This is a genomic window from Paenibacillus sp. alder61, from assembly GCF_020179875.1.
GTDB lineage: Bacteria > Bacillota > Bacilli > Paenibacillales > Paenibacillaceae > Fontibacillus > Fontibacillus faecis.
Window position 1 is genome coordinate 118,811 of record NZ_JAIUDG010000009.1, and the last position, 22,147, is coordinate 140,957.

The 22,147-nt window shown below is 56.4% G+C and carries 15 protein-coding genes; 9 read left to right on the forward strand and 6 right to left on the reverse strand.

Annotation, left to right across the window (positions count from 1 at the left end):
• The first annotated feature begins 18 nt into the window (after nt 1-18).
• Together LBW89_RS11370 and LBW89_RS11375 are read left to right on the forward strand one after the other, a co-directional pair.
• The gene (locus LBW89_RS11370; protein ID WP_148451332.1) at nt 19-2,049 is read left to right on the forward strand and encodes a methyl-accepting chemotaxis protein; all 2,031 of its coding nucleotides are present in this window, start codon (nt 19-21) and stop codon (nt 2,047-2,049) included.
• 186 nt (nt 2,050-2,235) lie between these two features.
• Nucleotides 2,236-2,742, forward strand: coding sequence for an S-layer homology domain-containing protein (locus LBW89_RS11375; RefSeq protein WP_148451333.1), 507 nt, complete (start codon nt 2,236-2,238; stop codon nt 2,740-2,742).
• A 59-nt stretch (nt 2,743-2,801) separates the two neighbouring features.
• Here the strand turns inward: LBW89_RS11375 and LBW89_RS11380 are convergent, their stop codons facing one another.
• From LBW89_RS11380 to LBW89_RS11405, 6 genes are all read right to left on the reverse strand, one after another.
• A complete protein-coding gene (locus LBW89_RS11380) occupies nt 2,802-3,848 on the reverse strand; it encodes a Gfo/Idh/MocA family protein (protein ID WP_148451334.1) in 1,047 nt (348 codons plus the stop codon).
• Between the two features lie 2 nt (nt 3,849-3,850).
• Entirely contained in the window at nt 3,851-4,924 is a 1,074-nt protein-coding gene (locus LBW89_RS11385; RefSeq protein ID WP_148452598.1) for a Gfo/Idh/MocA family protein, read from the reverse strand.
• 185 nt (nt 4,925-5,109) lie between these two features.
• Nucleotides 5,110-5,964 carry a sugar phosphate isomerase/epimerase family protein gene (locus LBW89_RS11390; RefSeq protein ID WP_148451335.1) on the reverse strand — a complete coding sequence of 285 codons (855 nt, stop codon included), beginning with the start codon at nt 5,962-5,964 and terminating at the stop codon, nt 5,110-5,112.
• Between the two features lie 319 nt (nt 5,965-6,283).
• Entirely contained in the window at nt 6,284-6,490 is a 207-nt protein-coding gene (locus LBW89_RS11395; RefSeq protein WP_170287062.1) for a hypothetical protein, read from the reverse strand.
• Nucleotides 6,487-6,759, reverse strand: a complete 273-nt coding sequence (locus LBW89_RS11400) for a hypothetical protein (RefSeq protein ID WP_170287063.1) — start codon at nt 6,757-6,759, stop codon at nt 6,487-6,489. The genes LBW89_RS11395 and LBW89_RS11400 overlap by 4 nt, the downstream gene beginning before the upstream one ends.
• A gap of 20 nt (nt 6,760-6,779) precedes the next feature.
• Nucleotides 6,780-7,949 carry a Gfo/Idh/MocA family protein gene (locus LBW89_RS11405; RefSeq protein ID WP_148451337.1) on the reverse strand — a complete coding sequence of 390 codons (1,170 nt, stop codon included), beginning with the start codon at nt 7,947-7,949 and terminating at the stop codon, nt 6,780-6,782.
• Between the two features lie 185 nt (nt 7,950-8,134).
• On the opposite strand from LBW89_RS11405, the gene LBW89_RS11410 reads away from it, so the two are divergent.
• From LBW89_RS11410 to LBW89_RS11440, 7 genes are all read left to right on the forward strand, one after another.
• Entirely contained in the window at nt 8,135-8,962 is an 828-nt protein-coding gene (locus LBW89_RS11410) for an AraC family transcriptional regulator (protein ID WP_148451338.1), read from the forward strand.
• 142 nt (nt 8,963-9,104) lie between these two features.
• Nucleotides 9,105-10,115 (forward strand): Gfo/Idh/MocA family protein, encoded by a 1,011-nt coding sequence (locus LBW89_RS11415; protein WP_148451339.1) that lies wholly within the window; start codon nt 9,105-9,107, stop codon nt 10,113-10,115.
• Nucleotides 10,112-11,050, forward strand: coding sequence for an AraC family transcriptional regulator (locus LBW89_RS11420; protein ID WP_148451340.1), 939 nt, complete (start codon nt 10,112-10,114; stop codon nt 11,048-11,050). The genes LBW89_RS11415 and LBW89_RS11420 overlap by 4 nt, the downstream gene beginning before the upstream one ends.
• A gap of 29 nt (nt 11,051-11,079) precedes the next feature.
• A complete protein-coding gene (locus LBW89_RS11425; RefSeq protein ID WP_148451341.1) occupies nt 11,080-12,162 on the forward strand; it encodes a Gfo/Idh/MocA family protein in 1,083 nt (360 codons plus the stop codon).
• 35 nt (nt 12,163-12,197) lie between these two features.
• A complete protein-coding gene (locus tag LBW89_RS11430) occupies nt 12,198-13,268 on the forward strand; it encodes a Gfo/Idh/MocA family oxidoreductase (RefSeq protein ID WP_148451342.1) in 1,071 nt (356 codons plus the stop codon).
• Between the two features lie 785 nt (nt 13,269-14,053).
• Nucleotides 14,054-16,726 carry a LuxR C-terminal-related transcriptional regulator gene (locus tag LBW89_RS11435; protein WP_148451343.1) on the forward strand — a complete coding sequence of 891 codons (2,673 nt, stop codon included), beginning with the start codon at nt 14,054-14,056 and terminating at the stop codon, nt 16,724-16,726.
• A 166-nt stretch (nt 16,727-16,892) separates the two neighbouring features.
• Nucleotides 16,893-21,929, forward strand: coding sequence for an S-layer homology domain-containing protein (locus LBW89_RS11440; RefSeq protein WP_148451344.1), 5,037 nt, complete (start codon nt 16,893-16,895; stop codon nt 21,927-21,929).
• Nucleotides 21,930-22,147 lie beyond the last annotated feature (218 nt).

A 22,147-nucleotide genomic window follows, 5' to 3' on the forward strand; every position in this document is an offset into this window, starting at 1 on the left:
AGGGGAGAATACTACACCATGAACCATCAAAAGAAGAAACTGAAATGGGCGGTCCGACTGCCGCGCTTCAAAAGTATGAAAACGAAGTTGATTGTTTTTATGGGGCTGCTGGCGATCATCCCTGTGATCATCGTCGGGGGAATTTCCATCAAATACGTCCAAACGACCATGAAGCATAAAATTGAGGACTCGTCCCTGCAACTGGCCAAAGAAGTTCGGCATAGCGTGGTCAATTACTTATTGGGCGTAGAAGGCTCGATTCATTTGTTGGCCAACAACGTGGATTTCACGGAGTATACAAAGAATCCGCACAATCGTACATACGGGCAATATTTGCTGGAAGATATGAAAAATACCCGAGCGGATTTCAGAAATGTGTATTTTGCCTCCGTGGGCAAGGAACTGCTGATTGCTCCCAAGGAGACGGAGCTGGGGGATTTCGATCCGACGCTCCAAAGCTGGTATAAGGAGGCTGTTCAAGCCAACGGAGCATTGGCGATCAGCGACCCCTACACGGACAATGCCACGGGAAAAATGACCCTCACGGTGTCCCAGGCTGTGCTGGACAAGGACAAGGCCATCACCGGAGTGATCGGAATCGACTTGGATATCGACGCACTCAGCAAAGATATCAATCAGATTGAAATCGGCGAAAACGGTTATGTGCTGGTTCTGTCCAAAAACGGGATGGCGATCACCCATAAGGACGAGAAACTGATCGGCACCAAGGAATTAACCGAGCTCAAGCTGTGGAAGGACATCGCAGGCCGGGAGGAAGGCTTCAGCGAATACGATTACCAGGGAGTTGCCAAGACGTCGGCTTTTACGACCCATGCCGGAACCGGGTGGAAAATCGTCGCTACGCTGGATTCGAAAGAAATCACGCATAGCTCCAGCGGCATTTCTAACGTCACCTTGCTGTTGATGATTGTGTGCGGTTTGGTTTCCGTAACGGCCGCCTATTTCATCAGCCGAAAAATCGGGATGAACCTTCAGGAAGTCAGAACGGGCTTCGCCCAAGCTTCCCAAGGCGATCTGACGACCCGGATCCATGTCAATTCGCAGGATGAGTTCAAAGAGCTGGAGACCAGCTTTAACGGCATGATGGAGGGATTGTCCCAAGCCTTGCAAAACGTTGAGGTATCGTCCAAAACCGTGCTCGAAACCTCTACGTCTTTGTCCAGAATGACGATGGAAACCTCCCGTTCCGTGGAACAAGTGGCCAAGGCCATTGAGGAAATCGCCGTAGGCACCGTTCGCCAGGCCGAAAACTCGCAGACGAGCGCCGATGAAATTGCGGAGCTTTCCGAAAATCTGGAACGCATCTCGGCCTCTACACTGGAGATGGACGAGGCATCGAAAATCTCGGCGGAATACGGGAATAAAGGGCTCAACCAGGTGTCCCTGCTCGCGGAGAAATCCGGCCAGACCAAACAATCCACGGAAGAGGTTCGCCGTAGGGTACAGGATATCGAGAAACATATGGGTGACATCTATCAAATGTTGTCGGCGATTTCCGAGATTTCCACGCAAACGAATCTTTTGTCGCTGAACGCATCCATTGAAGCGGCAAGGGCCGGAGAGCACGGCCAAGGATTTGCGGTCGTTGCGAATGAAGTGCGCAAACTGGCCGAGCAGTCCAGCGCCTCCGCGGCGGAAATCGGCAAGATGGTGGCCGGAATTCAGAATGTCGTCAGCGAAGCGGTAAGCGCGATGAAACGGACGGAAGCGGTAGTGCGGGAGCAGGAAACGGCTGTGGAAGAAACGAAAGAAACTTTTGAGCAGATCATCGTTTCGGTACAAACCTTGATCGACAAGGTCCATACGGTTAAGAACGATGTGATGGAGAGCGATCGGAACCGGGAAAATGTCGTCCGGGAAGTCGAGAGCCTCTCCTCGGTTTCGCAGGAGATCGCCTCCACTTCGGAAGAGGTGTCCGCGTCTACCGAAGAGATCTCCGCCACCATGACGGAGTTTACGAAGCATGCCGCCGGTTTGCAGCAACTTTCCGAGCTGCTGGACGAGGAGCTTAAGAAATTTAAATTGTAACAAGTGTTTTTTGACGGACAGCCGTCTCCTTCCTTAAGGAGGCGGCTGTTTTTACGTCGATTTACGGTTTCTTACGCAAAGTTTACAATATGGCGAATTGTAATTAATGCGGAATTGATACTGGGACGGCAGAATGAATGTCATGAGAGGGGGCAATTCATGCAGAATTAAGGGTGTGATGAGGAAATGCTTGATGAAAAAACGGAGACTTCCGTGGAATTGACCCGTGGGGAGGCGGTGGTCCTGCTGAACCGGCTGTTTGGAATTCAAGGAAAAAAGAATGAATCGTTCAACGATGTAGAGCAGGGGAGCGACTGTGCCGAGGCCATTGGAGCGGCAAGCCAGCTCGGGCTTGTGCGGGGAACCGGCATCCGGCAGTTCAGCCCCCAGGGCAGGGTTCGGACACTGGACTACCTTGTCATGCTGCACCGCTATCTGGTCGGATTGAACCTGCTGGCCCCCGAGCGGCATCGGAGAGGGGCGGCGGGCGAGTTTGAGCTGAACCGCGTTCCCTTTTATGCGAGAGAAGCGGTTCTTTATTTTCAGGATGGCGGTTATTTGGCGGAAGGGTCCGTCCCCGGATGCCTGTTTCGCCCGATTCCGCGGGTGGAGGCGATTGCGCTGCTGGACAAGTTGAGACCGGCGTTTTTGGAATATCTCCCCCAGGAAAACAAAGAAAACAGTCTTGATTAATACGATGCAAAAGAAATAAAGAACCTCAAGCCGGGCAACTCGCCGCTTGAGGTTTTTGGTTATTCGCGCACTTCCGGGGGGCGGCGGATTTGCGAGGAGCGGTAGAGGTCCGACACAAGCCCCATCACTTTTAGGCCCTCATGCTCGTCGATCGCAAATTTCCGTCCTTCCCGGATGTGGCGGTAAAAATCGGAGATCAGCCGGCCATGGCTGTTTCCCCAATAGGATTTGCCTGCGGAGTTTCCGGCTCCCCCAGCTTCCCGGGCGCGGAAGGGGGGACCGCAAAGCAGGCTTTCCTCGCCGTCCCGGCTAAGAAAAAGGCGATCCTGGCGTTGGTGAAGACAGCCTCGCTCAAAGATCAGCTCCAGTTCGACGGGGGAGTGGGCGAGGTAGGCATTTGTGGCGTAAAAGAGGCCCCGCACTCCATTTTTAAAGGTGAGCGCGGCGTGAACCGTATCCTCCACTTCGATGACGTCATGGAGAACATCCGCACTGGCGCAGCCCCGAATGGAAGACACCTCGCCCCCGAACCATTGAAGCAGATCGAGCGTATGGATCGCCTGATTGATCAGGACGCCGCCCCCCTCTGTTTCCCAGCGCCCCCGCCACGGGCTGTTTTCGTAATAGCCGGGTTCCCGGAACCAGGTAACGACGCCTTTCATGCAAACGAGTCTTCCCAGTGCGCCTGTTTCGATCATGTCGCGGATCTTTAAGGAGGCCTCGTTATAACGGTTTTGGAACACCAATCCGAATTGTGCCGAGCTCCTCTCCGCCGCATGGGAAATGCGCAAGGCCGCCTCGAGGCTGTGAGCCATAGGTTTTTCGCTCAGGACATGCTTTCCGGCCCGCAGCAATTCGACCGCCATTTCGGCATGACGATGATGGGGCGTGCATAAGTGAACGACCTGAATATCTTCCCGTTCCAGCAAGCGGCGGTAATCGGCGGCCGCCTCGCATTCGTATTCCCCGGCCGCGGCCTCCGCCCGGCATCGGTCCTCATCGACGACCACCCGCAAAACGGCTCCGTCCATACGTTTCAGCGCCTCGGCATGCGGGGGGAAGATCGTCCCGCAGCCGATAATCGCCGCGCCCAACGCTTCGCCCATCCTCACATCACGCTCTTTTCCCGGGAAATGACCATCGCCTGCCGCTGGGCTTCCAGACATAATTCGGCGGCTTTAAAGGCGTGCTCCTGCGTCATGGCCAATTCCGTCCGGTTGATGCAATCGAGAATCAGTTCCCCGAAGTAAGGATAGCCGATCCGGCCGCGAACGCCGAATCGCCGTTCCCCTTCCCGGTTGACCAGATAAACTTGATCACCGTCCGCTTCCCGGGCGATATCGGTATATTTGCGCAGTTCGATATAGCCCTCGGTTCCAAGAATGAACGTCCGTCCATCCCCCCAAGTGCGGAGTCCGTCCGGCGTAAACCAATCGACGCGAAAATACTGGGTGGCCCCGTTATCCCCAAGCAGGGTGGCGTCGCCGTAATCCTCAAGCTCGGGATAATCGGGATGATCGTAATTGGCGACCTTGCTGTGCAGCACTTGAGCGTCCTTACAGCCGGCATAGAACAGAAACTGTTCGATTTGATGGCTGCCGATGTCGCACAGAATCCCGCCGTACCGCTCTTTACGGAAAAACCAGTCCGGCCGTGAAGACGCGTTCAGGCGGTGGGGACCGAAGCCCGTGACCTGAAGCACTTTGCCGATGGCCCCCTCCCGAATCAGTTGTCCGGCATAGACGGCCGATTCCACATGGAGGCGCTCGCTGTAATAAACCGCATATTTGCAGCCTGTGCGGCGAACGGCTTCCCGGGCTAACGCCAACTGGTCCAGACTTGTGAAGGGCGCTTTGTCGGTAAAATAGTCCTTCCCGGCATCCATGACCTTAAGCCCCAGCGCGCAGCGCTCCGACGGAATCGCGGCGGCGGCCACAAGCCGGACCTCCGGGTCTTCAAGCACCTGTTCCAGCGTATCCGCACGGACCGCTTGCGGAAATTCGCGGACGAACGCTTCGGCTCTGACCGGATCCGGGTCGTACACCCACTTCAAAGTAGCGCCGGCTTCGATCAGGCCGCCGGTCATGCCGTAAATATGGCCGTGGTCCAAAGCGACGGCCGCAAATATGAACTCACCGGGCTTCACGACCGGCCGGGGCAGGCCTTTCGGAGCGTAGTTCATCCCGTCCCGCGTTTGAAAAACCTCGGGCCGGGAGTTTTGCCCGGATCCGGTTGCTTCCTGCGGCGAGGACGAAGCAGCCTCGGGGACCGCGGAGGGCGATGATTCGGACGCCGACAACGCTTGAGTCGTTTGCGGCGCAACCAAGTCCAGTGACGAATCCGTTTCTTGCGGACGCTGAGTTTCCATTATATTTCCATCCTTTCGCGGATAAATTGGGCATATGCCGCCAGCAGATCGCCTGAGGCGTATTGGCCGCTGAAATCCTCGATGCCGAGATAGCCGTCATACCCGACGGATTTCAGATCGGCCAGCAGCAGCCGGAAATCGACAAATCCTTGCGCCAGGGGAGCCCAATCGGACCGCCATCCCGACGTCCCGTCTCCACGCGGTGAAGCCGGAACCCAGGCGGCGTTTTTGATATGGACATGGGCCAGGTAGGGGCCCAAAAGTTCCAGGCCCATTTTAAAATTTTCGTACCCTTCATGAACCATGTTGCCGGGGTCGAAAAGAACGCCGATATGATCGGGGCTGCAGTGGCTCACAAGCCGGTGGGTCAGCCCGGCGCTCGGAGCGATCGTGTTGTGATGGGTCTCCACGACCCCTTTCACGCCGTAGTGTTTGGCCATCGTCTCGGCTTCCTTCAGGTAGCGGACGGTGGCCTCGTATAAGTCGGGATACGGCCGGCTTCCGTCGTAGGCGGCCGCTCCGACCCGAATCATATCCGCTCCGAGCAGCCGGGCGGCCCGAAACGCCCGTTCCGTCTCTTCCAGATCGAGCGAGTTCAAATAAGGCGTGACGCTCACGACCTCCAGTCCTTGCGCTTCCGTAATATCCTTGAAACGCAGCCACGCTTCCTCGGGCAAGGACGGATCGATCGAACATTTGTTATGGCGCCAAAACGAGGGAGCTTCCCCAGCCGCTTCGGCAGGGATCTCCCTAAAGCGCCATTCCACGCCGTCCAGGCCGGCCCGGCGGGCGGCAAGGACCAGTTCCTCCGGCGTCAGCTCCGGCGTAACGACAGTAAAGACGGACAACTTCATCGCAATCGCTCCTAAGTTTTTTTAAATTGCCGGCGGGGGGCCGGCCCGCCCCCGCTTGGCTGGCTCGAGATCGGCGCAAGCCTGAGGGCCCGGCTCCTGAGCGGGGGGATGGTGCGGTGGGCGCCGGTGTGGGAGGGGGCAGAGCGGAGGGTGCCGGTAAGGGAGGTGCCTCTAAGCTTCTAACGGAAACCATAGCCGCTATTTCGCGATTTTAGGGCGATTTGAAATTCTAACGGACGTAGTAGCGGCTATTTTGACTAAAATTACTCATTCGGATCGGAATGACCACAAATAGGCGCTATAGCGTCCGTTAGATTTTTCAAAGAGCCATTTTTCGCGAAATAGCGGCTATTATGTCCGTTAGAGCAACCGTGGAGAGCTTGCCGCCCCGCGCCCCTGCCCGCCCCGCGCTCGCCCGTCTCGCTTCCCGCGCGCCCCTGGCCGCCCCGCGCTCGCCCGTCTCGCTTCCGCGCTCCCCTGGCCGTCCCGCGCCCGCTCGTCTCGCTTCCCGCGCTCCGGCCGTCACGCGCCCGCTCGTCTCGCTTCCCGGGCTCCGGCCGCCCCGCGCCCGCCCGTCTCGCTTCCGCGCTCCCCTGGCCACCCCGCGCCCGCTCGTCTCGCTTCCCGCGCTCCGGCCGTCCCGCGCCCGCTCGTCTCGCTTCCCGCGCTCCGGCCGCCCCGCGCTCGCCCGCCTCGCTTCCCGCGCGCTCCGTCCGCCCCGCGCCCGCTCGTCTCGCTTCCCGCGCCGCCTCGCCCGCAACGCGGGCTCCCGGCCGGCCCGCCCCCCCGCGTCACGGCTGCTTCGCCCTTTGCCGCTAATGCGTGCCCGAGACGTCCAGCAGTTTGCCGCCGGCGGGTCCGGTGCTCTTGCGGTAAGTCGAGGACTTGATTTTTTCCTGCAGCTTGGCATAGAATAAGTCCTCGTTCAGAGGTAATCCGACCCAGTCCGAGGTCCAGGCGGACAGGTGCATGGCGTTGGAGAGGGTGAGGCCGAGAATGCCCTCCTCTCCGGGGGCGAGCAAGGGCTCATCGCGCAGCACGGCGTCGGTGAAGTTTTGCAGAATGCCCCGGTGCTGCGGGCCTTCGCCTTCGCCGACCGGGATGTCGCATTTCCAGCATTCCGGTTGGCCGAACCCGCCGGTATACTCGGCGTTGAATTTCGGCTCCGGAACCCGAAGCCGCCAGAAGGTCAGCTTGCCGTCCTCCGCGACGATTTTGCCGTTGTCCCCCGAAAGCTCGAACCGATTGGTTCCCGGCGCTTCGCCGATCGTCGTGACGAACAGGCCGGTCGCCCCGTTTTCGTACTCTACATAGGCCGTGACATCGTCTTCGACTTCGATGTTTCGGTACTTGCCGAAATGGCAGAAGGCGCGTACTCTTGCCGGCATCATGCCCGTCGTCCACTGCCACAGGTCGAGCTGGTGCGGATCCTGGTTCAGCAGCACGCCGCCGCCTTCACCGGCCCAGGTGGCCCGCCAGCCGCCGGAATCGTAGTAGCTCTGCGACCGGTACCAGTTGGTGATGATCCAGTTCGTCCGCCGGATCTCGCCCAGCTCCCCGGAGAGCACCAAGTCCCGCAGTTTGGCGTAAAGGGGGTTGGTGCGCTGGTTGTACATAATCCCGAATTTCCGGCCGGATTTGGCGGCGGCCAGGTTCATGTCCCGGACGGCTTTGGTGTAGACGCCGGCGGGTTTTTCGATCAGGACATGGTAATCGCTTTCAAAAGCTTGCACCGCCAACGTCGGGTGATCGTAATGCGGGGTAGCAATCAGGACGGCATCCATGGCGCGGGAGACGAAGAACGCGTTCGCATCGGAAAAGGTCCGCACCGATTCGGGCAGGTTCTCCTTCGCCCACCGAAGCCGTTCCGGATTACTGTCGCAAACGGCCGTAAGCCGGGCCCCCCGGATGTCGCGCAGAAGTTGTTTGGCATGGGAGGTCCCCATATTTCCGATGCCGATGATACCAAATCGTACTTGATCCATTGGAGTATACCTGCCTTTCCATCTTTTGTGAGGATGCTTTTAGCTTAGCTGGAAGTCCGGTGGAATAGAATCGCAAAGGTTAAGTAACTTTTGTACAAAATTAAGGTGTATTCGGAAAATAACAGTGATAATATAGGAACTTACAGAGAGAAAAGTTCGTTTGAACTAGAGGAGGAGAGCGTTGTATGCAGCCAGGGTATCCATTTATCGGACGCTTGCTGGAAGGGCTGTCCGTTACGGTGACGCATGTTCAACTGAAAAGCGGCTTCCCCGGATGGAACCGGGCGGAACAGTCCCCCAGCTTTAACCGTCTGTATTTTATAGCCGCGGGGGAAGGATCGGTCGTCCTCAACGGAGTTACATACTATCCCCGTCCCAATCAACTGATGATTATGCCGGCCGGAGCGAGCCAGGTCACGTTTACTTCACCGGAAAATCCCTATACCCGTTATTTCTGCCATTTTGATGCGTACGTGGGGGAATGGCCGCTTTTTCATGCGGGAAGCCCGCTTTATATCAGCTGTGTCAAGGAGCCGGAGGCGGTTCGCGCCGCTTTCGACGAATTGGTTGCGCAGTTCCAGTCGGGCGGGCCCTTTTCGGCGCTGCGGATGCAGGCGGGGCTGCTTCATTTGCTGGCCACCTGCCTGGAGGAAGGTGGATACGGCGATCATCTGAAGGATTATCTCCAATTTACGGAGCGGAGCAAGCTGGGAGGGGTGCTCAAATATATACACGATCATCTGCACGAGCCGATCGAAATCGAAACTTTGGCCGAAATCGTGCATCTGCATCCGAATTATTTTATTCCGTATTTCAAAAAAATTATGGGAATCACGCCGATTCATTACGTTCAGCGCAAGCGAATGGACGAAGCGAAGCGGCTGCTGACCCACACCGATGACAGTATCGCGAATATCGCCGAACAGCTCGGTATGCAGCTGGCGTATTTTTCCCGTCAATTTAAAGGGCATACGGGGATTTCTCCGACGGCTTACCGGGCGTGGACCCGCTGAACATGACAGGCATAACGAATGTGAGGGACATGTCGCGATTTTATATAGTTTTGTCGCATACTCCTACTAAAAAAATACAAACTGGTGTGTTACCTTAATGAATAGATGTCAGGATATCATATATGCGTGGGAGGTAACCAAAATGAGTATTCGAATCGGCAAGGCCAGTTTCTGGCATGTCCATGCCTGGGATTATACGCGCCAGGCGCAGGAGCATCCGGATACGGAGATTGCGGCCGTCTGGGATGAAGATCCGGTCCGGGGCAAGGAGGCCGCCGGGAAATTGGGCGTTCCTTACTATGAATCGCTTGAAGCGATGCTTGCCGGGGGAGATCTGGACGCGGTCATCGTCGACGCGCCCACGAACCGGCACAAGGAAGTGATTATCGCGGCCGCGAAGGCCGGGAAGCATATTTTTACGGAAAAAGTGATCGCTCCCTCCCTGCGGGAGGTTCGTGAAATCATGGAGGAAGTGGAGCGAAGCGGGGTGAAATTCACGGTTTCCCTGCCGCGGTTGAATGACGGTTATACGCTCGCCCTACAAGATATTCTGGAGCGCGGCCTGCTCGGCGAGGTCACTTATGTGCGGGTCCGGCTATCCCATAACGGAGCGTTGGCCGGTTGGCTCCCGGCGCACTTCTTCAGTCTGGAGCAGTGCGGAGGCGGCGCGCTGATCGATCTCGGCTGCCATCCGATGTATTTGACCCGGCTGTTTCTGGGCCAAGAGGTCACGGGAGTGAGCGCGAATTACGGCTATATCACGGGAAAAGAGGTCGAGGACAACGCCGTCGCGACGCTGTTTACCGATTCGGGGGCCATCGGCGTCGTGGAAGCGGGATTCGTGAACAGCCATTCCCCGTTTACGGTCGAGGTTCACGGCACGGAAGGAACCGTGCTGTACGGAACGCCCGAAGACAAACTGCTGCTTAAATCCAACAAAGCGGAAAACGAGGGCAAGGCCTGGATCGAAGTGTCGCCGCGAAGCCGGCGTGAAAGCGCCTTCGAGCAATGGGTCGGGCATATCCAAAACGGCACGGTCGCCCGCAGCAACCTGCAGATGGCCGTGGAGCTTACCAGGCTGATGGAAGCGGCCAACCGCTCGGCCAAAGAAGGGCGCGTCATCCGTCCTGAAGCGGCAAGCCTGAACCTATGAGCGTCAGCGTCGGCAAGCTTCCTCCCTTTCCGTACGAGGTCATGTTTGAGAAACAGGATCTCCTGGAACGGCTCGACATTAAAATCGCCTGGGGCCATTACGAGATCAAGGTGCTGCGTTTTCATTTGACCTCGTTTGAGCCCGGCAGGGTCATTGATTTTCACAACCACGCCGAATTTGAGTTTCACTTCATCCCTCGGGGAAAAGGCACGGTGATTCTGGAAGACCAGCCGACCCCGTTATCGGAGGGGATGTTCTACCTGACGGGTCCGGGGGTCATGCATTTCCAGGCCGCTTCGCCGGATGAAGCGATGGACGAATTATGCCTTCATGTCGACATTGTGCCGCGGGAACGGCCGGATACCGACCCGTGGGAAGCGGCCGAGGCGGAGGAGTGCATGGAGAAGCTTCGGGGGCTGCCGCTGAAGCCGGAGCTGGACCGTCATGGGGCGATGAATTGTTTTTTGGAAGCGTATCAAGTATGCGAGGGCAAACAGCGGGGATATTACACCTCCATCAAACAGCTGGTGGTCAGTATTTTGCTGAAGGCGGTAAGGGCCTATGACTCGGGAGAAATCAGCACGGAGGCCCCGATCCGCAATATGGTCGCCTACCGATATCAATACGCGGTCCAGTATATGGAGGCGAACTCTTCCTCCAGTTTGACGCTGGAGAACGTTGCCGAGAAGCTGAACATCAGCCCGCGGCAACTGCAGCGGATATTCCGGCAGATCGATACCGGGAAGCCTTTCAGCAAGGTGCTGGAGGACATCCGTCTTAAATCGGTCTGCCGGCGGCTGGAGGAGAGCGCGCTGTCCATTGAACAAATCGCGCTGTCGGAGGGGTTCACGAACGCGACCTACCTGCATTCGGTGTTCCGCAAGCGCATGGGCGTAACGCCCTCGGCTTACAGGAAGGCCAAACAGGCCAAATAATTTTTATACAATGATGAGGAGGAGAAAATATGAGTAAAGTGTATCGTGTAGGAATCGTTGGATGCGGGGGCATCGCGAACGGGAAACATCTGCCCAGCTTAAGCAAGCTGGCGAACGTCGAGTTGGCTGCTTTCTGCGATATCGTGCCGGAGCGGGCAGAGGAAGCCGCCGCCAAATACGGGATCGACGGGGCCAAAGTCTATGCCGATTACCGGGAAATGCTCAAGGAAGAGAAGCTGGATATCGTGCATGTGCTGACGCCGAACGATTCCCACGCCGAGATTTCCATCGCCGCGCTGGAGGCGGGCAATCATGTCATGTGCGAGAAGCCGATGGCGAAGTCGGCGGCGGACGCGAGAAAAATGGTCGAAGCGGCCAAGCGGACCGGAAAGAAGCTGACGATCGGATACAACAACCGGTTCCGGCCGGACAGTCTGCATTTGAAGAAACTGTGCGTGGAAGGTAAACTCGGGCACATTTATTACGCCAAAGCGCATGCGATCCGCAGAAGAGCGGTGCCGACCTGGGGCGTATTTTTGGATGAGGAGAAACAGGGCGGGGGTCCGTTGATCGACATCGGCACACATGCTCTGGACCTGACGCTTTGGATGATGGATAACTATAAGCCGAAGGTCGTGCTGGGCACGAAATACCACGAATTATCGCAGCGGGAAAATGCGGCCAACGCCTGGGGACCTTGGGATCCTAAAAAGTTTACGGTGGAAGATTCCGCGTTTGGGATGATTGTCATGGAGAATGGCGCCACGGTTGTGCTAGAATCCAGTTGGGCCCTCAATTCGCTGGAGGTGGACGAATCGAAGTGCAGTTTAAGCGGTACGGAAGCCGGAGCGGATATGAAGAACGGGCTGCGCATCAACGGCGAGGAGTTCGGACGATTGTATACCAAAGAGGTTGACCTGGGTGCGGGCGGCGTCGCTTTCTATGAAGGAAAGGCCGAAAATGCGGCGGATACGGAAATGAGAAGCTGGATCGAAGCCGTCGACAAGGATCTGGAGCCTGTGGTGACGCCGGAGCAGGCTTGCGTCGTCTCGGAAATCCTGGAGGCCATCTATGAATCGGCGCGGACCGGGAAGGCCGTTTATATGAATTGATCCCCAGCCAGTGGGGAACTTGGAGGAGAAACTGTATGAACAATGAGCATGCCAACCATTCCGTCGTCATCGTGGGCTACGGAGGCATGGGGAGCTACCATGCCAAATTGATCAAGGACAACGGGCGGCTGAAGGTGACCGGAACCTACGATATCGATGGTCAGCGCGCGGCGGCTTCGGAAAAAGACGGGTATCCGGCGTATTCCAGCTATGAAGCCGTATTGCGTGATCCGGCGGTGGAAACGATTCTGATCGCCACGCCGAACGATGTGCATAAAGACCTGGCCGTGCAGGCCTTTGCCGCGGGCAAGCATGTCATTTGCGAAAAGCCGGTGACGATGTCCGTGGAAGATTTTAAGGAAATGACCGCGGCGGCCGAGCGGGCGGACCGCGTATTGATGGTGCATCAGAACCGCCGCTGGGACGAGGATTTCCTCATCATCAAGCAGATGTATGAGCAAAAAACGGTCGGCGACCTGTTCCGCATCGAATCGAGAGTCCATGGAGCGAACGGGATTCCGGGGGACTGGCGGCATCTCGAAGCTTATGGAGGCGGGATGTTGCTGGATTGGGGCGTACATTTGTTGGATCAGCTGGTCTTTATGGTCGACAGCAAAATCACCAGCGTGACCGGCCGGCTGAGCTTTATTCTGGGGGACGAAGTCGATGACGGGTTTGAAGCGGTACTGCAGTTCGAAAACGGGCTGTCCGCGCTGGTCGAAGTCGGGACGACGAATTTTATCCCTCTGCCCCGCTGGTACGTAAAAGGGACGGAGGGGACCGGCGTGATCGAGGACTGGTCCATGACCGGGCGGATCGTTACCCGAAACCGCGAGGCGGAGCATGTGGAGCCCAAACCGATTCAGGCGGGCGTGGGCTTGACCAAGACGATGGCGCCGCCTTCGGAATCGGCCACGCTGACGGGTGTCCTGCCGGAGCCTTTCCGCCAGCCGAGCAGCTTTTACGACAACTACGTCTCGGTTCTTGAAGGGACGGCCGAGCCGTTGGTCAAGAACGATCAGGTCCTGCGGGTACTGAACCTGATCGAGGCGGTTTTCCGCTCCGGACGCACCGGCGAAACGGTGAAGGACTTCGATCTGTATTGATAAAAAAGTCACCACCATCGGCTTAGCCGGTGGTGGTGACTTTTTTATTCGACATCGTAAGAAGCATCGTGGCAAACGTTGAGCCGACGCTTAGCAAATTACCCGGCTGCCCGCCGAAATAGCGGTCCCAAAGGCCTTTATTTCGGCCAAATTCGCTTTCGCGGGAAAAATAGCGGCCAAAAGGGGCCTTATTGTTCTGGTTCGGGTCCCAAAATCAGGTTTCGGCCCGCTTTTCCCCAAAATAAGGCCCCAATGGACCTCTATTTCACACGGAAAGGACGAATTCGAAAAAATCGCGGTCGAAAAGGCCTTTAATCCCCCGCACGGGTTCAAAGGGAAGCTGGCCGCGGACAAAATAGGTTGAAGTATTGAATTGCATATTAGACAGGGGTGTAAAGGGTCCTTATCACACTCTTCCCTGTAATTAAGGGGTTGGTTCGAATTAAAGGGAATTCTTCCCGTTAATTTGGTGCGTATGCGGCCGCAGAGGAGAATTAACTGGAAAACCTCCCGTTAATTCTCCTGAAATTAGGTATATCGGCAATAGGGCCGCGAAATAGATGGAGCTTTTCCAGCTAAATCCGATCGAAGAAGCAGGAGCGGTACATTAACAGGAAATTTTCCCGTTAATGGTGTAGACCCCGACGGTGGGATCTTATATCTACAATTGCGGATGTTGGCAACGTAGTTCCGAATGCGGGGGTTCTTTTCGTGGTGGAGCGGATTTACGGGATGACGCGATTGAGATAGACTGGGGGCAATGAGTTTGAGGGGAAGTGATTCGAATGATAGACCATCCGGTCGTTGAATCGGGAGATCCGGGGCAAGGAGGGACAACCGTCAGGCGCCATTGGCTCGATTTTATGATCGTGCCCTCGAAATTTGAGATTCCGGCTGTGCCCGAAGACTATGTGAAGCGTCCTCGTTTGGACAAGAGGCTGCAGGGCGCGCTTCATCGCCGCCTGACAGTCATCGAAGGGCCTCCCGGATCGGGAAAAACGACGCTGGTCAGCGGATGGAAGGAGGAGTCCGCGATCCGTCTCGCTTATATCGCGCTTGAAGAGGCGGATAACCATCTGCTCCGTTTTTGGCTGCAGCTCATTGCCGCCCTCGACCGGGCGATACCGGGTTTTGATGACGGGCTGACAAGCCGGTATATCGAACAGTTTATGCAGCAGCCTTCCCGCGCTTTGGCGGAATTAAACTCGACGTGCGCCAGGCAGGAGGGGCCCGTGGTATTAGTCCTGGACGGGTATCATTCTATTGAAATCGCAGAAATCCACGATATGGTGGCTGGCTGGATCCGAAGCTTGCCCGAGCCACTGCACATCATCATGATTACCCATGACGAACTGCCCCTCAACCTGCCCAAAAATTTGGTCTATCGCATAGGTTGGCCGGACTTGGCGTTCACGTTGGGTGAGACAAAACGGTTCTGTCAAAAACATCACCCCCCGCGCTTTTCCGGGGAGCGTGCCCTTATGCTCCAGGAGCAGACGGAGGGCTGGGCGCTTGGCCTGCGCATGCTGGGATGGACTCCAAGCTCGATCGGAGATGAAGGGAGGGCGACCCGAAACGCCTACGGAACCGGCTCCTGGGAGCGGCAGACCACGGTATGCGGACGCGTTCTGGAGCAGCTCCTGTCCAGACTGCCGCAGGAATCGATTTCGTTCCTTCTCCGTACAGCCGTACCGGAGCGCATCAACGAGTCCCTGAGCGGGGAGCTGACCGAAAGTTCGGAGCCGGGGAAGGTCCTGAACGAGCTGGAAAAAGAAAGGTTGTTCTTCCAACGAACCCGCGACGGTTCGGAGGTATGGTACAGATATCATCCGCTAATCGCCCGCAAGCTGCGCGACCTGCTGCAGGAACAGGACCGGGAGCTGTGGCGTTCCCTTCAGCGGAAAACGGGATTTTGGTTGGAGAACAACGGATTCCCAATGGAAGCGATGGAACACTATATCCGAGGCGGACACTACGACGAGGCGAGCCGGCTGCTCGAAGTGCTGTTCAATCAGTTTATTCTTCGGGAAGCTTGGACGCTCCGGCGCTTTTTTGCCAAAATCCCCGAGGAAACGATTCAAAAACGGCCCAAGCTGTATTTGTCGTCCCTCTTCTTTGCGGCCGGTGAACAGGATCCCGAACGGACATGGGAACAGCTGGATTCGATCGAGTGGAGAGTCACGTCGGGCCAAGGCGGGATGAACGACGCGCAAAAGGCTTACTCCATGCGGGTTATCAAGGTTATGCGCGCCTATGTATGTATTTTTAAAAGGGATCTGCAAGGTCTTGTCCACCAACTGAACGACTATCTGGATCAAGGCTTTCCGCAGGAGGATGACATTTTCTCCTATATTGATTATCACGAACGTCATTTCTCCCGTTTAAGAAGTTTTCCGGGGGTCAAGGGCCGCTTGCTGCAGGCGGAGCGCTGTTTCGAACCGATTATGAAGCGGTGGGAAAAAATTCGTTCCTACAATACCGCCTATTATGCGATCGGTTACGGAGAGCTGCTGTACGAGCGAAATCGGCTGCGGGAATCGGAAGTCTATGCGTCGCTCGCCCGCTCGATCGGGGAGGAATTGGGGAAGGCCGCCTTATTTGTTCCGGCGGCGATTTTACAAAGCCGGATCGCCTGGGTTAGGAAGCAGGGGGAGAGGGCGCAGCGGCATCTGCGGGAAGTTCGGTCATGTCTCCATGGCAGGGAAGCGCAGGAATGGGCTTCTGTGTTAAAGGCTTGCGAAACCAAGCTCCATTTGATGTCCGCCGAGGGGGACCCGAAGGCCGGTCCACACTATCTGGCGGCCTATCCCGATCCCCTTGCGGAAGGGAGCGGCAGTAATGAATTGCTGGGCTCGCTGGTGCGGGCACGGGCGCTGATCCTTGCGGACCGGACAGAGGAGGCGCGGATTTTGCTGAAAACCATCCAGAAATGCGCCGCGGCGCGCGGGCTGTTGATGGAGCAGTTGGAGGCGTGCGTTCTTCTGGCTCTGATGTACGATCAACAGGGCAAAAGCAGCCTGGCCGCGAGAACCTTCGGCAAAGCGGTCCAGCTTTCGGCGGGAGACGGACATCTCCGGACCTATTTGGATGAAGGGGAGCCGCTGCGAAATATTGCCTATCGTTATCGTGAGTCGAGGCAGGCTTACAAAATGGAGGAGAGGCAAGTTTCCGTCCGGTATATCGACCAAATCCTGTTTGCGTTTGAAGCGCAGGAGGCGGGGCGTCACGGGGAGAAAGCGGCCGGTCGCAATCCGCTGAGCGAGATGGAGCGGCGGGTTTTACTGGGCGCCTCGAAAAGATGGACCAGCAAGGAGATCGCCATTTTCTTGGGGGTAAGTACCGGGACGGTGCATACGTATATTCAAAGGATATTTTCCAAGCTGGAGGTAAACAAACGGAAGGATGCGGTTTTAAAAGCATACCGGGCGGGGTGGCTCGACGTAGATGCGGAGCCATAAAGGTGAGCGATTACTCCCGAAAATATAGACAAACTCCTGAAATGAAGCACTGAAAAGCGGAGTGTTGTCTATATTTTTAGGGGGTTTTTTTGTGGATTAAAACTATTAAACTTTACTATAAACTCGACAAAAAGAGGAGGAGATCGATTTTAAAAGGAGAGATCGTATGAAGCGCCTGCTTGTGAGCATGATTTTAACGGGATTCGCCGTATTCCTATGGTTCAGTCTGAATCCCGGTCCCGGAGGAACGGCGCTGGCCTTTTCCGATACGGATAAGCACTGGGCCCGGCAGGAAATTCAGGAGTGGGTATCCGGAGGGCGGATCAAAGGGTATCCCGATCAAACGTTTCGGCCGGACCGGAGACTTACAAGAGCGGAAGCCGCGGCGCTGATTAACCGGGCGCTGGGTATTCCCGAAGGGCACGAAGCGGAAACCGCGGCGTTCCCCGACATGGTTAAAGGCCGCTGGGATTGGGGTCCCCTTACGGCGGCGGTTGCCTCAGGATACATGCATGGCTATGCCGACGGCACGATGGGGGCGGACCGGCCGGTAAGCCGCCAGGAAATGGCCGTCATGCTGACGAGACTGGTACGTTATGACAAGGATGAAGCGGGGATGCCCCCGTCCTTTACGGATCCGCTTCCGGGCTGGAGCCGGGAAGCGGTTGGGGCGGCCGCGGCGGCGGGCTGGATGCAGGGGTATCCGGACGGCAGCTTTAAAGCCGAGCGACCGCTTACCCGTGCGGAGGCCGTTGTGATTTTGGGCCGTTTTATGCAAGCCGAAGGGAAGGCGAACGACGAGGGCGAGGTTCGCTATGCAAGAAGCGGAACCTACGGGCCCGAGGCAGGCCGGCGCGTCATCGAAGGCAATGTGACCGTGGCCGCGGACGCAATAACCTTGCGGAATGTAACGGTCGCCGGCGATTTGACGTTGACGGAGGGCGTAGGCGACGGAGATGTCTTGCTTCGGGGCGTGGTGGTGAAGGGCAAGCTTAGCGTGCAAGGCGGCGGGGAAAACACGATCCGCCTCCAGGATACGGAAATCCGCGAACTGGATGTCCATAAGAAAGTGGGGACTCCGGTGCGCCTTGCGGCAGAGGGAAGCACCATCGTAGAGGAGACATTGCTTCATACCTCCGCCGTTTTGGAGGATGAGGAACTTAGAGAAGGCTCCGGATTCAGGCGAGTTGGGATCGCGGAGGAAATGAAGGCGGACGGCCTGATCCGGCTGCGCGGTGATTTCGCTGCGCTCACCGTGCGATCCGGCGAAGTCCGAATACAGCTGGAGCGGGGCGCCATCGGCCGACTGGACCTTCCGGAAGGCTCGCGAAACCGGGATATCTGGCTTGCCGAAGGGGCGCGGGTCGAAGAGGCGATCATCGCGGGTCCGGCCGTATTTCGCGGTCAAGGCGTGATCGCTTATGCCGAAATCCGCACCTCCGGCGTCCGTTTTGAGCGGAACCCGGATCGGGTAAGCTGTCCGTCCGGAATAAGCCATGCGCTATGCGGAACCCATGCGGGAATACCAACGTCCACTTCTTCCGATTCTTACGGCGGAGGAACTTCAGGAGGCGGGGAACAGCCGGCGGCAAGCGTCACCGCGCTGGTCTACGAGCCTCGGCAGGTCGTGCTGTCGGCCCCCGGAGGCCGTCTCCAGTTGAAGCTGGAGGCGAAGTGGAGCGACGGCCGGTCAACGGATGCGACTCTTGCGGCGGAATGGTCGACGGATGATCCCGCGATTGCCGCAGTGAGCAAAAGCGGGCTCGTTACGGAGGCAGGGGAAGGACACACATTCATTTCGGCGGCTTATATGGGCCATTCTGTCCGGATTCCCGTGGACGTGGTCTACCGCTCGACGCCGCCTGAATCGACCGTAACGGAGTTGGTGTACAGACCGGAATCCGTTCGGCTCACATCGCTTGGGGAGCGTGTACAGCTGGAACTGTCGGCCAAATGGAGCGACGGGTCGGTTGAAGACATCGCCGGCAAGGCACATTGGCGCTCGCTGGATCCGCATGTGGCCGCCGTCAGCGACAGCGGTCTGATTGAGGCCGCCGGAGAAGGCGTGGCACGGATTGAAGCCGAGTATGAAGGGATAGCCGTGAACATTCCGGTACATGTAGTGTTATCTGATACCGTTCTGGACGCGGCGACGGTAATGGCTTCGATAAGCAGTGCCGACCCACTGGTCGGGTCGGACAACGCGCTGGTGCTGACTGTTAAACGGTCGGATGGAAGTGTGGATACCGGTTTTAATGGAAAGAAGAAAGCGTTTTTGAGCCTGAGCGGACCTACAAACGGTTCTATATACGGCTACGGTGTCTGGAATAAGGAACAGATGACGGAACGGATCCACGAAACCGAGATTACTTTTGTGGACGGCGTTTCAAACACCAATCTCGTATTGTTTAAAGCCGACCCCCACACGATTACTGTTAAGGTTGAAGATGTGAAAGTTCCTGAGGCAAGTGTGATGGTTAGACCAACTCCGGAACAAGCGGCTCGGGTTGTCGTAAGCGAATTGTATGCGAGCGGAACGGCGAAATCGGGCAAAATGTTTTTGAACCTCGTAGTCGATTTGTTGGATCCCTATGACAACATAGCTTCGCATACAAACAAGAAAGTGCGGGTGTCCGTTAAAAACACCGGAGAGAGCAGCCCCGATTTGATTGGAACCCAAGAAGTCCTTTCCATCCATGGACAGGCGGTCTTCAGCGATTTATACGGACGGGGAACCGGGCGGTTCATTCTTAACATTACGGCGGAAGGTTTACCAGCCTATGAGACATACCCGATTACCATCCAAGCTCCATTCCAGGGAAAGGGGACCGACACCGATCCCTACCTGGTTGATTCGGCACAACTGCTGGATGAAGTCCGTTATTATCCAGAGGCTTCATTTCGACAGACCCGCGATATCGACTTATCGGTCTACTCCGCGGAAGAAGGATGGGCGCCGATCGGGAAGGGGCTATTGTACGAAACGCTGACGTATGACTCGTTTACGGGATCCTACGATGGAGGCGGTTTCGCCATACATCACTTGACGATCCAGACTCAACGCGGCTGGATTGGATTATTTGGCCATACCCGAAATGCCGAACTGAAGAATATCCATTTAAAAGATCTGCGCATGGAAGGAACTTTTTATGCCGGCGGTTTGGTCGGCGAGGCGTGGGAGAGCCGCATCACGGACAGCAGTGTGGAGGGAACGATCCGCGGGACCTCGTGTTTTGGTGGACTGAGCGGTTACGCCCGCGAAACCGTGGTTGCACGCTCCTCTGCGAAGGTGCAACTAACGGCGATTCAGGCATCTTCGGACGTCAGACTGACGATCGTAGGGTATATCGGGGGCCTGTCGGGGGGGATGGAATACGGTACGGTTACCGACTCCTTCGCAACGGGTACCATAACTACCGATGACGAAGCGTATGATGTCGGGGTCGGCGGGCTGTTCGGATTCTTTGCCGGAGAAAGTATCAATTACAAAGGAACGCTGGACCGGTCTTATGCCGAAGTCGATATCCGCATGAAGCGGGGGACCCGGGTCGGCGGACTGGTTGGAGCAACCTATGGAAGTTCGCTCACCGATACCTATGCTAAAGGTCGCATAGAAGTCGACTCACCGTTATCCCGGGATGGAGTAGGCGGGCTGATCGGCCGGCAGGAAAACGGTTTTACCCGAAATTCCTACGCTGCCGTACAACTGACGACAGACCCGACGGAAAATACCGGAGGTCTCGTCGGTCTCTCCTTAGGCTACTCGGACTACACGGCCTCCTTTTACGACAGCGGAGTTTCCGGCCGGTCCGACACCGGAAAAGGTATCCCGCTGAATACGGCAAATATGCGGAAGCCGGCCAATTATAAGGGTTGGGACTTTCCCGGCACCTGGTCGATGACGGAGGGATGCGGGTATCCCTATTTATCCTGGCAGAAGGAAGTCTCTGCCTCGGACTGCTTTCAGGTTAAGCTGTTGGAGGAAGGAACAAAGACGCATGGAAAAATATTTCAGTTGTTGATTACCGGGGCCAAGGACGCTGCCGGGTTGCCCTTAAACGGGGCTCACCAGGTGGAGGTCTTCTTGAGCTCCATTCCTTACACTCCGATTCTGTCCAGTCAAGCCGAACCCTTTGAGGAGGGGGAGCGCAAGGTCAGCTTGGCCGTACATGAATCCGGCAAAGTTTCTCTTGTCGTTAAAATCCTCCATGTAGATGGATACCGCACCTTGGATGTCGAACTTGGCCCGCATCCTTTCGATGGGGGAAAGGGGACAAAAAGCGATCCGTTTTTGATCAGCACCGCCGAGCAGCTTGATATGGTTCGGGATTTTACAAGATCCCACTTTAAAATGACCGCCGACATTGACCTGGATGCGCCGCCTTATGCCACTGGTGCAGGATGGAGGCCTATTGGAACCAGAGCCCAACCTGTTTATGGCAGCCTGGATGGAGACGGCCATACGATCCATGGTTTAACGATTCGCAATACGAATCAGGCTCCCGCGGGCTTGTTCGGCATCCTCCAGGGAGCGGAGATTCGCAACCTTCATTTGACAGGCGTGGATATTACGTCGTCCGCCCCGGAGGTAGGGGGTCTGGCAGGGATTTTGTATTACGGTCATATTGAAAATGTATCCGTTCAGGGAGCCATTGCTTCTGCGGCACAATCTGTTGGCGGCTTAAGCGGAGTGATGTATGGTAGTGCCAAAAACGTCGCCATCGATGCGGAAGTATCGGGGAGCTACTGGGTTGGCGGTGTAAGCGGAGTTCTTAAAGCGGCCAGGAGGATCGAAAACGCCTCCGTAAAAGGAAGCGTCACAGCTACTTCGGGGCTAGCGGGAGGGATTGCCGGCAGCGCGGAGACGAACAGTGTCATCCTAAACTCCTATGCTTTGGCCAAAGTGACGGCCCCGAACAAAGTTGGGGGAATTGTCGGCGGTTCCCTCGGTACGATCCAAAAGTGTTATGCGGCCGGATGGATTCAGGGAAATTCTAAAACAGGCGGCATTTCCGGCAGCGAGGGCTTGATTACCGATAGTTATTATGACAGTGAGTCAACCCGTGTGATCGGCGGTGGCGGCGAGCCGAAAACGACGGAAGAAATGAAGCGACAGGCGACTTTTGCAAACTGGGATTTTATCCAAGTGTGGGAAATCAAGGAGGGAGTCGACTACCCGACATTAAGACGGCCCCATCCTTGACGTGCAGGTCAGTTAAACTTGAAGCGGCTTCGGCAGGGAAATTCCTTCCGGAGCCGCTTGTTTTTTTGCAAGTGAAAAAATAAATTTGTCATAACATATTGACCATATTTTATATATATTATAATATATGTCATAACAAAAATGTAAATTTTACCAAGTGTCGTTGCACGACAGAGTAAGGAGTTGGTCAGCGAATTTAAAAACCGATGCGGCTATTT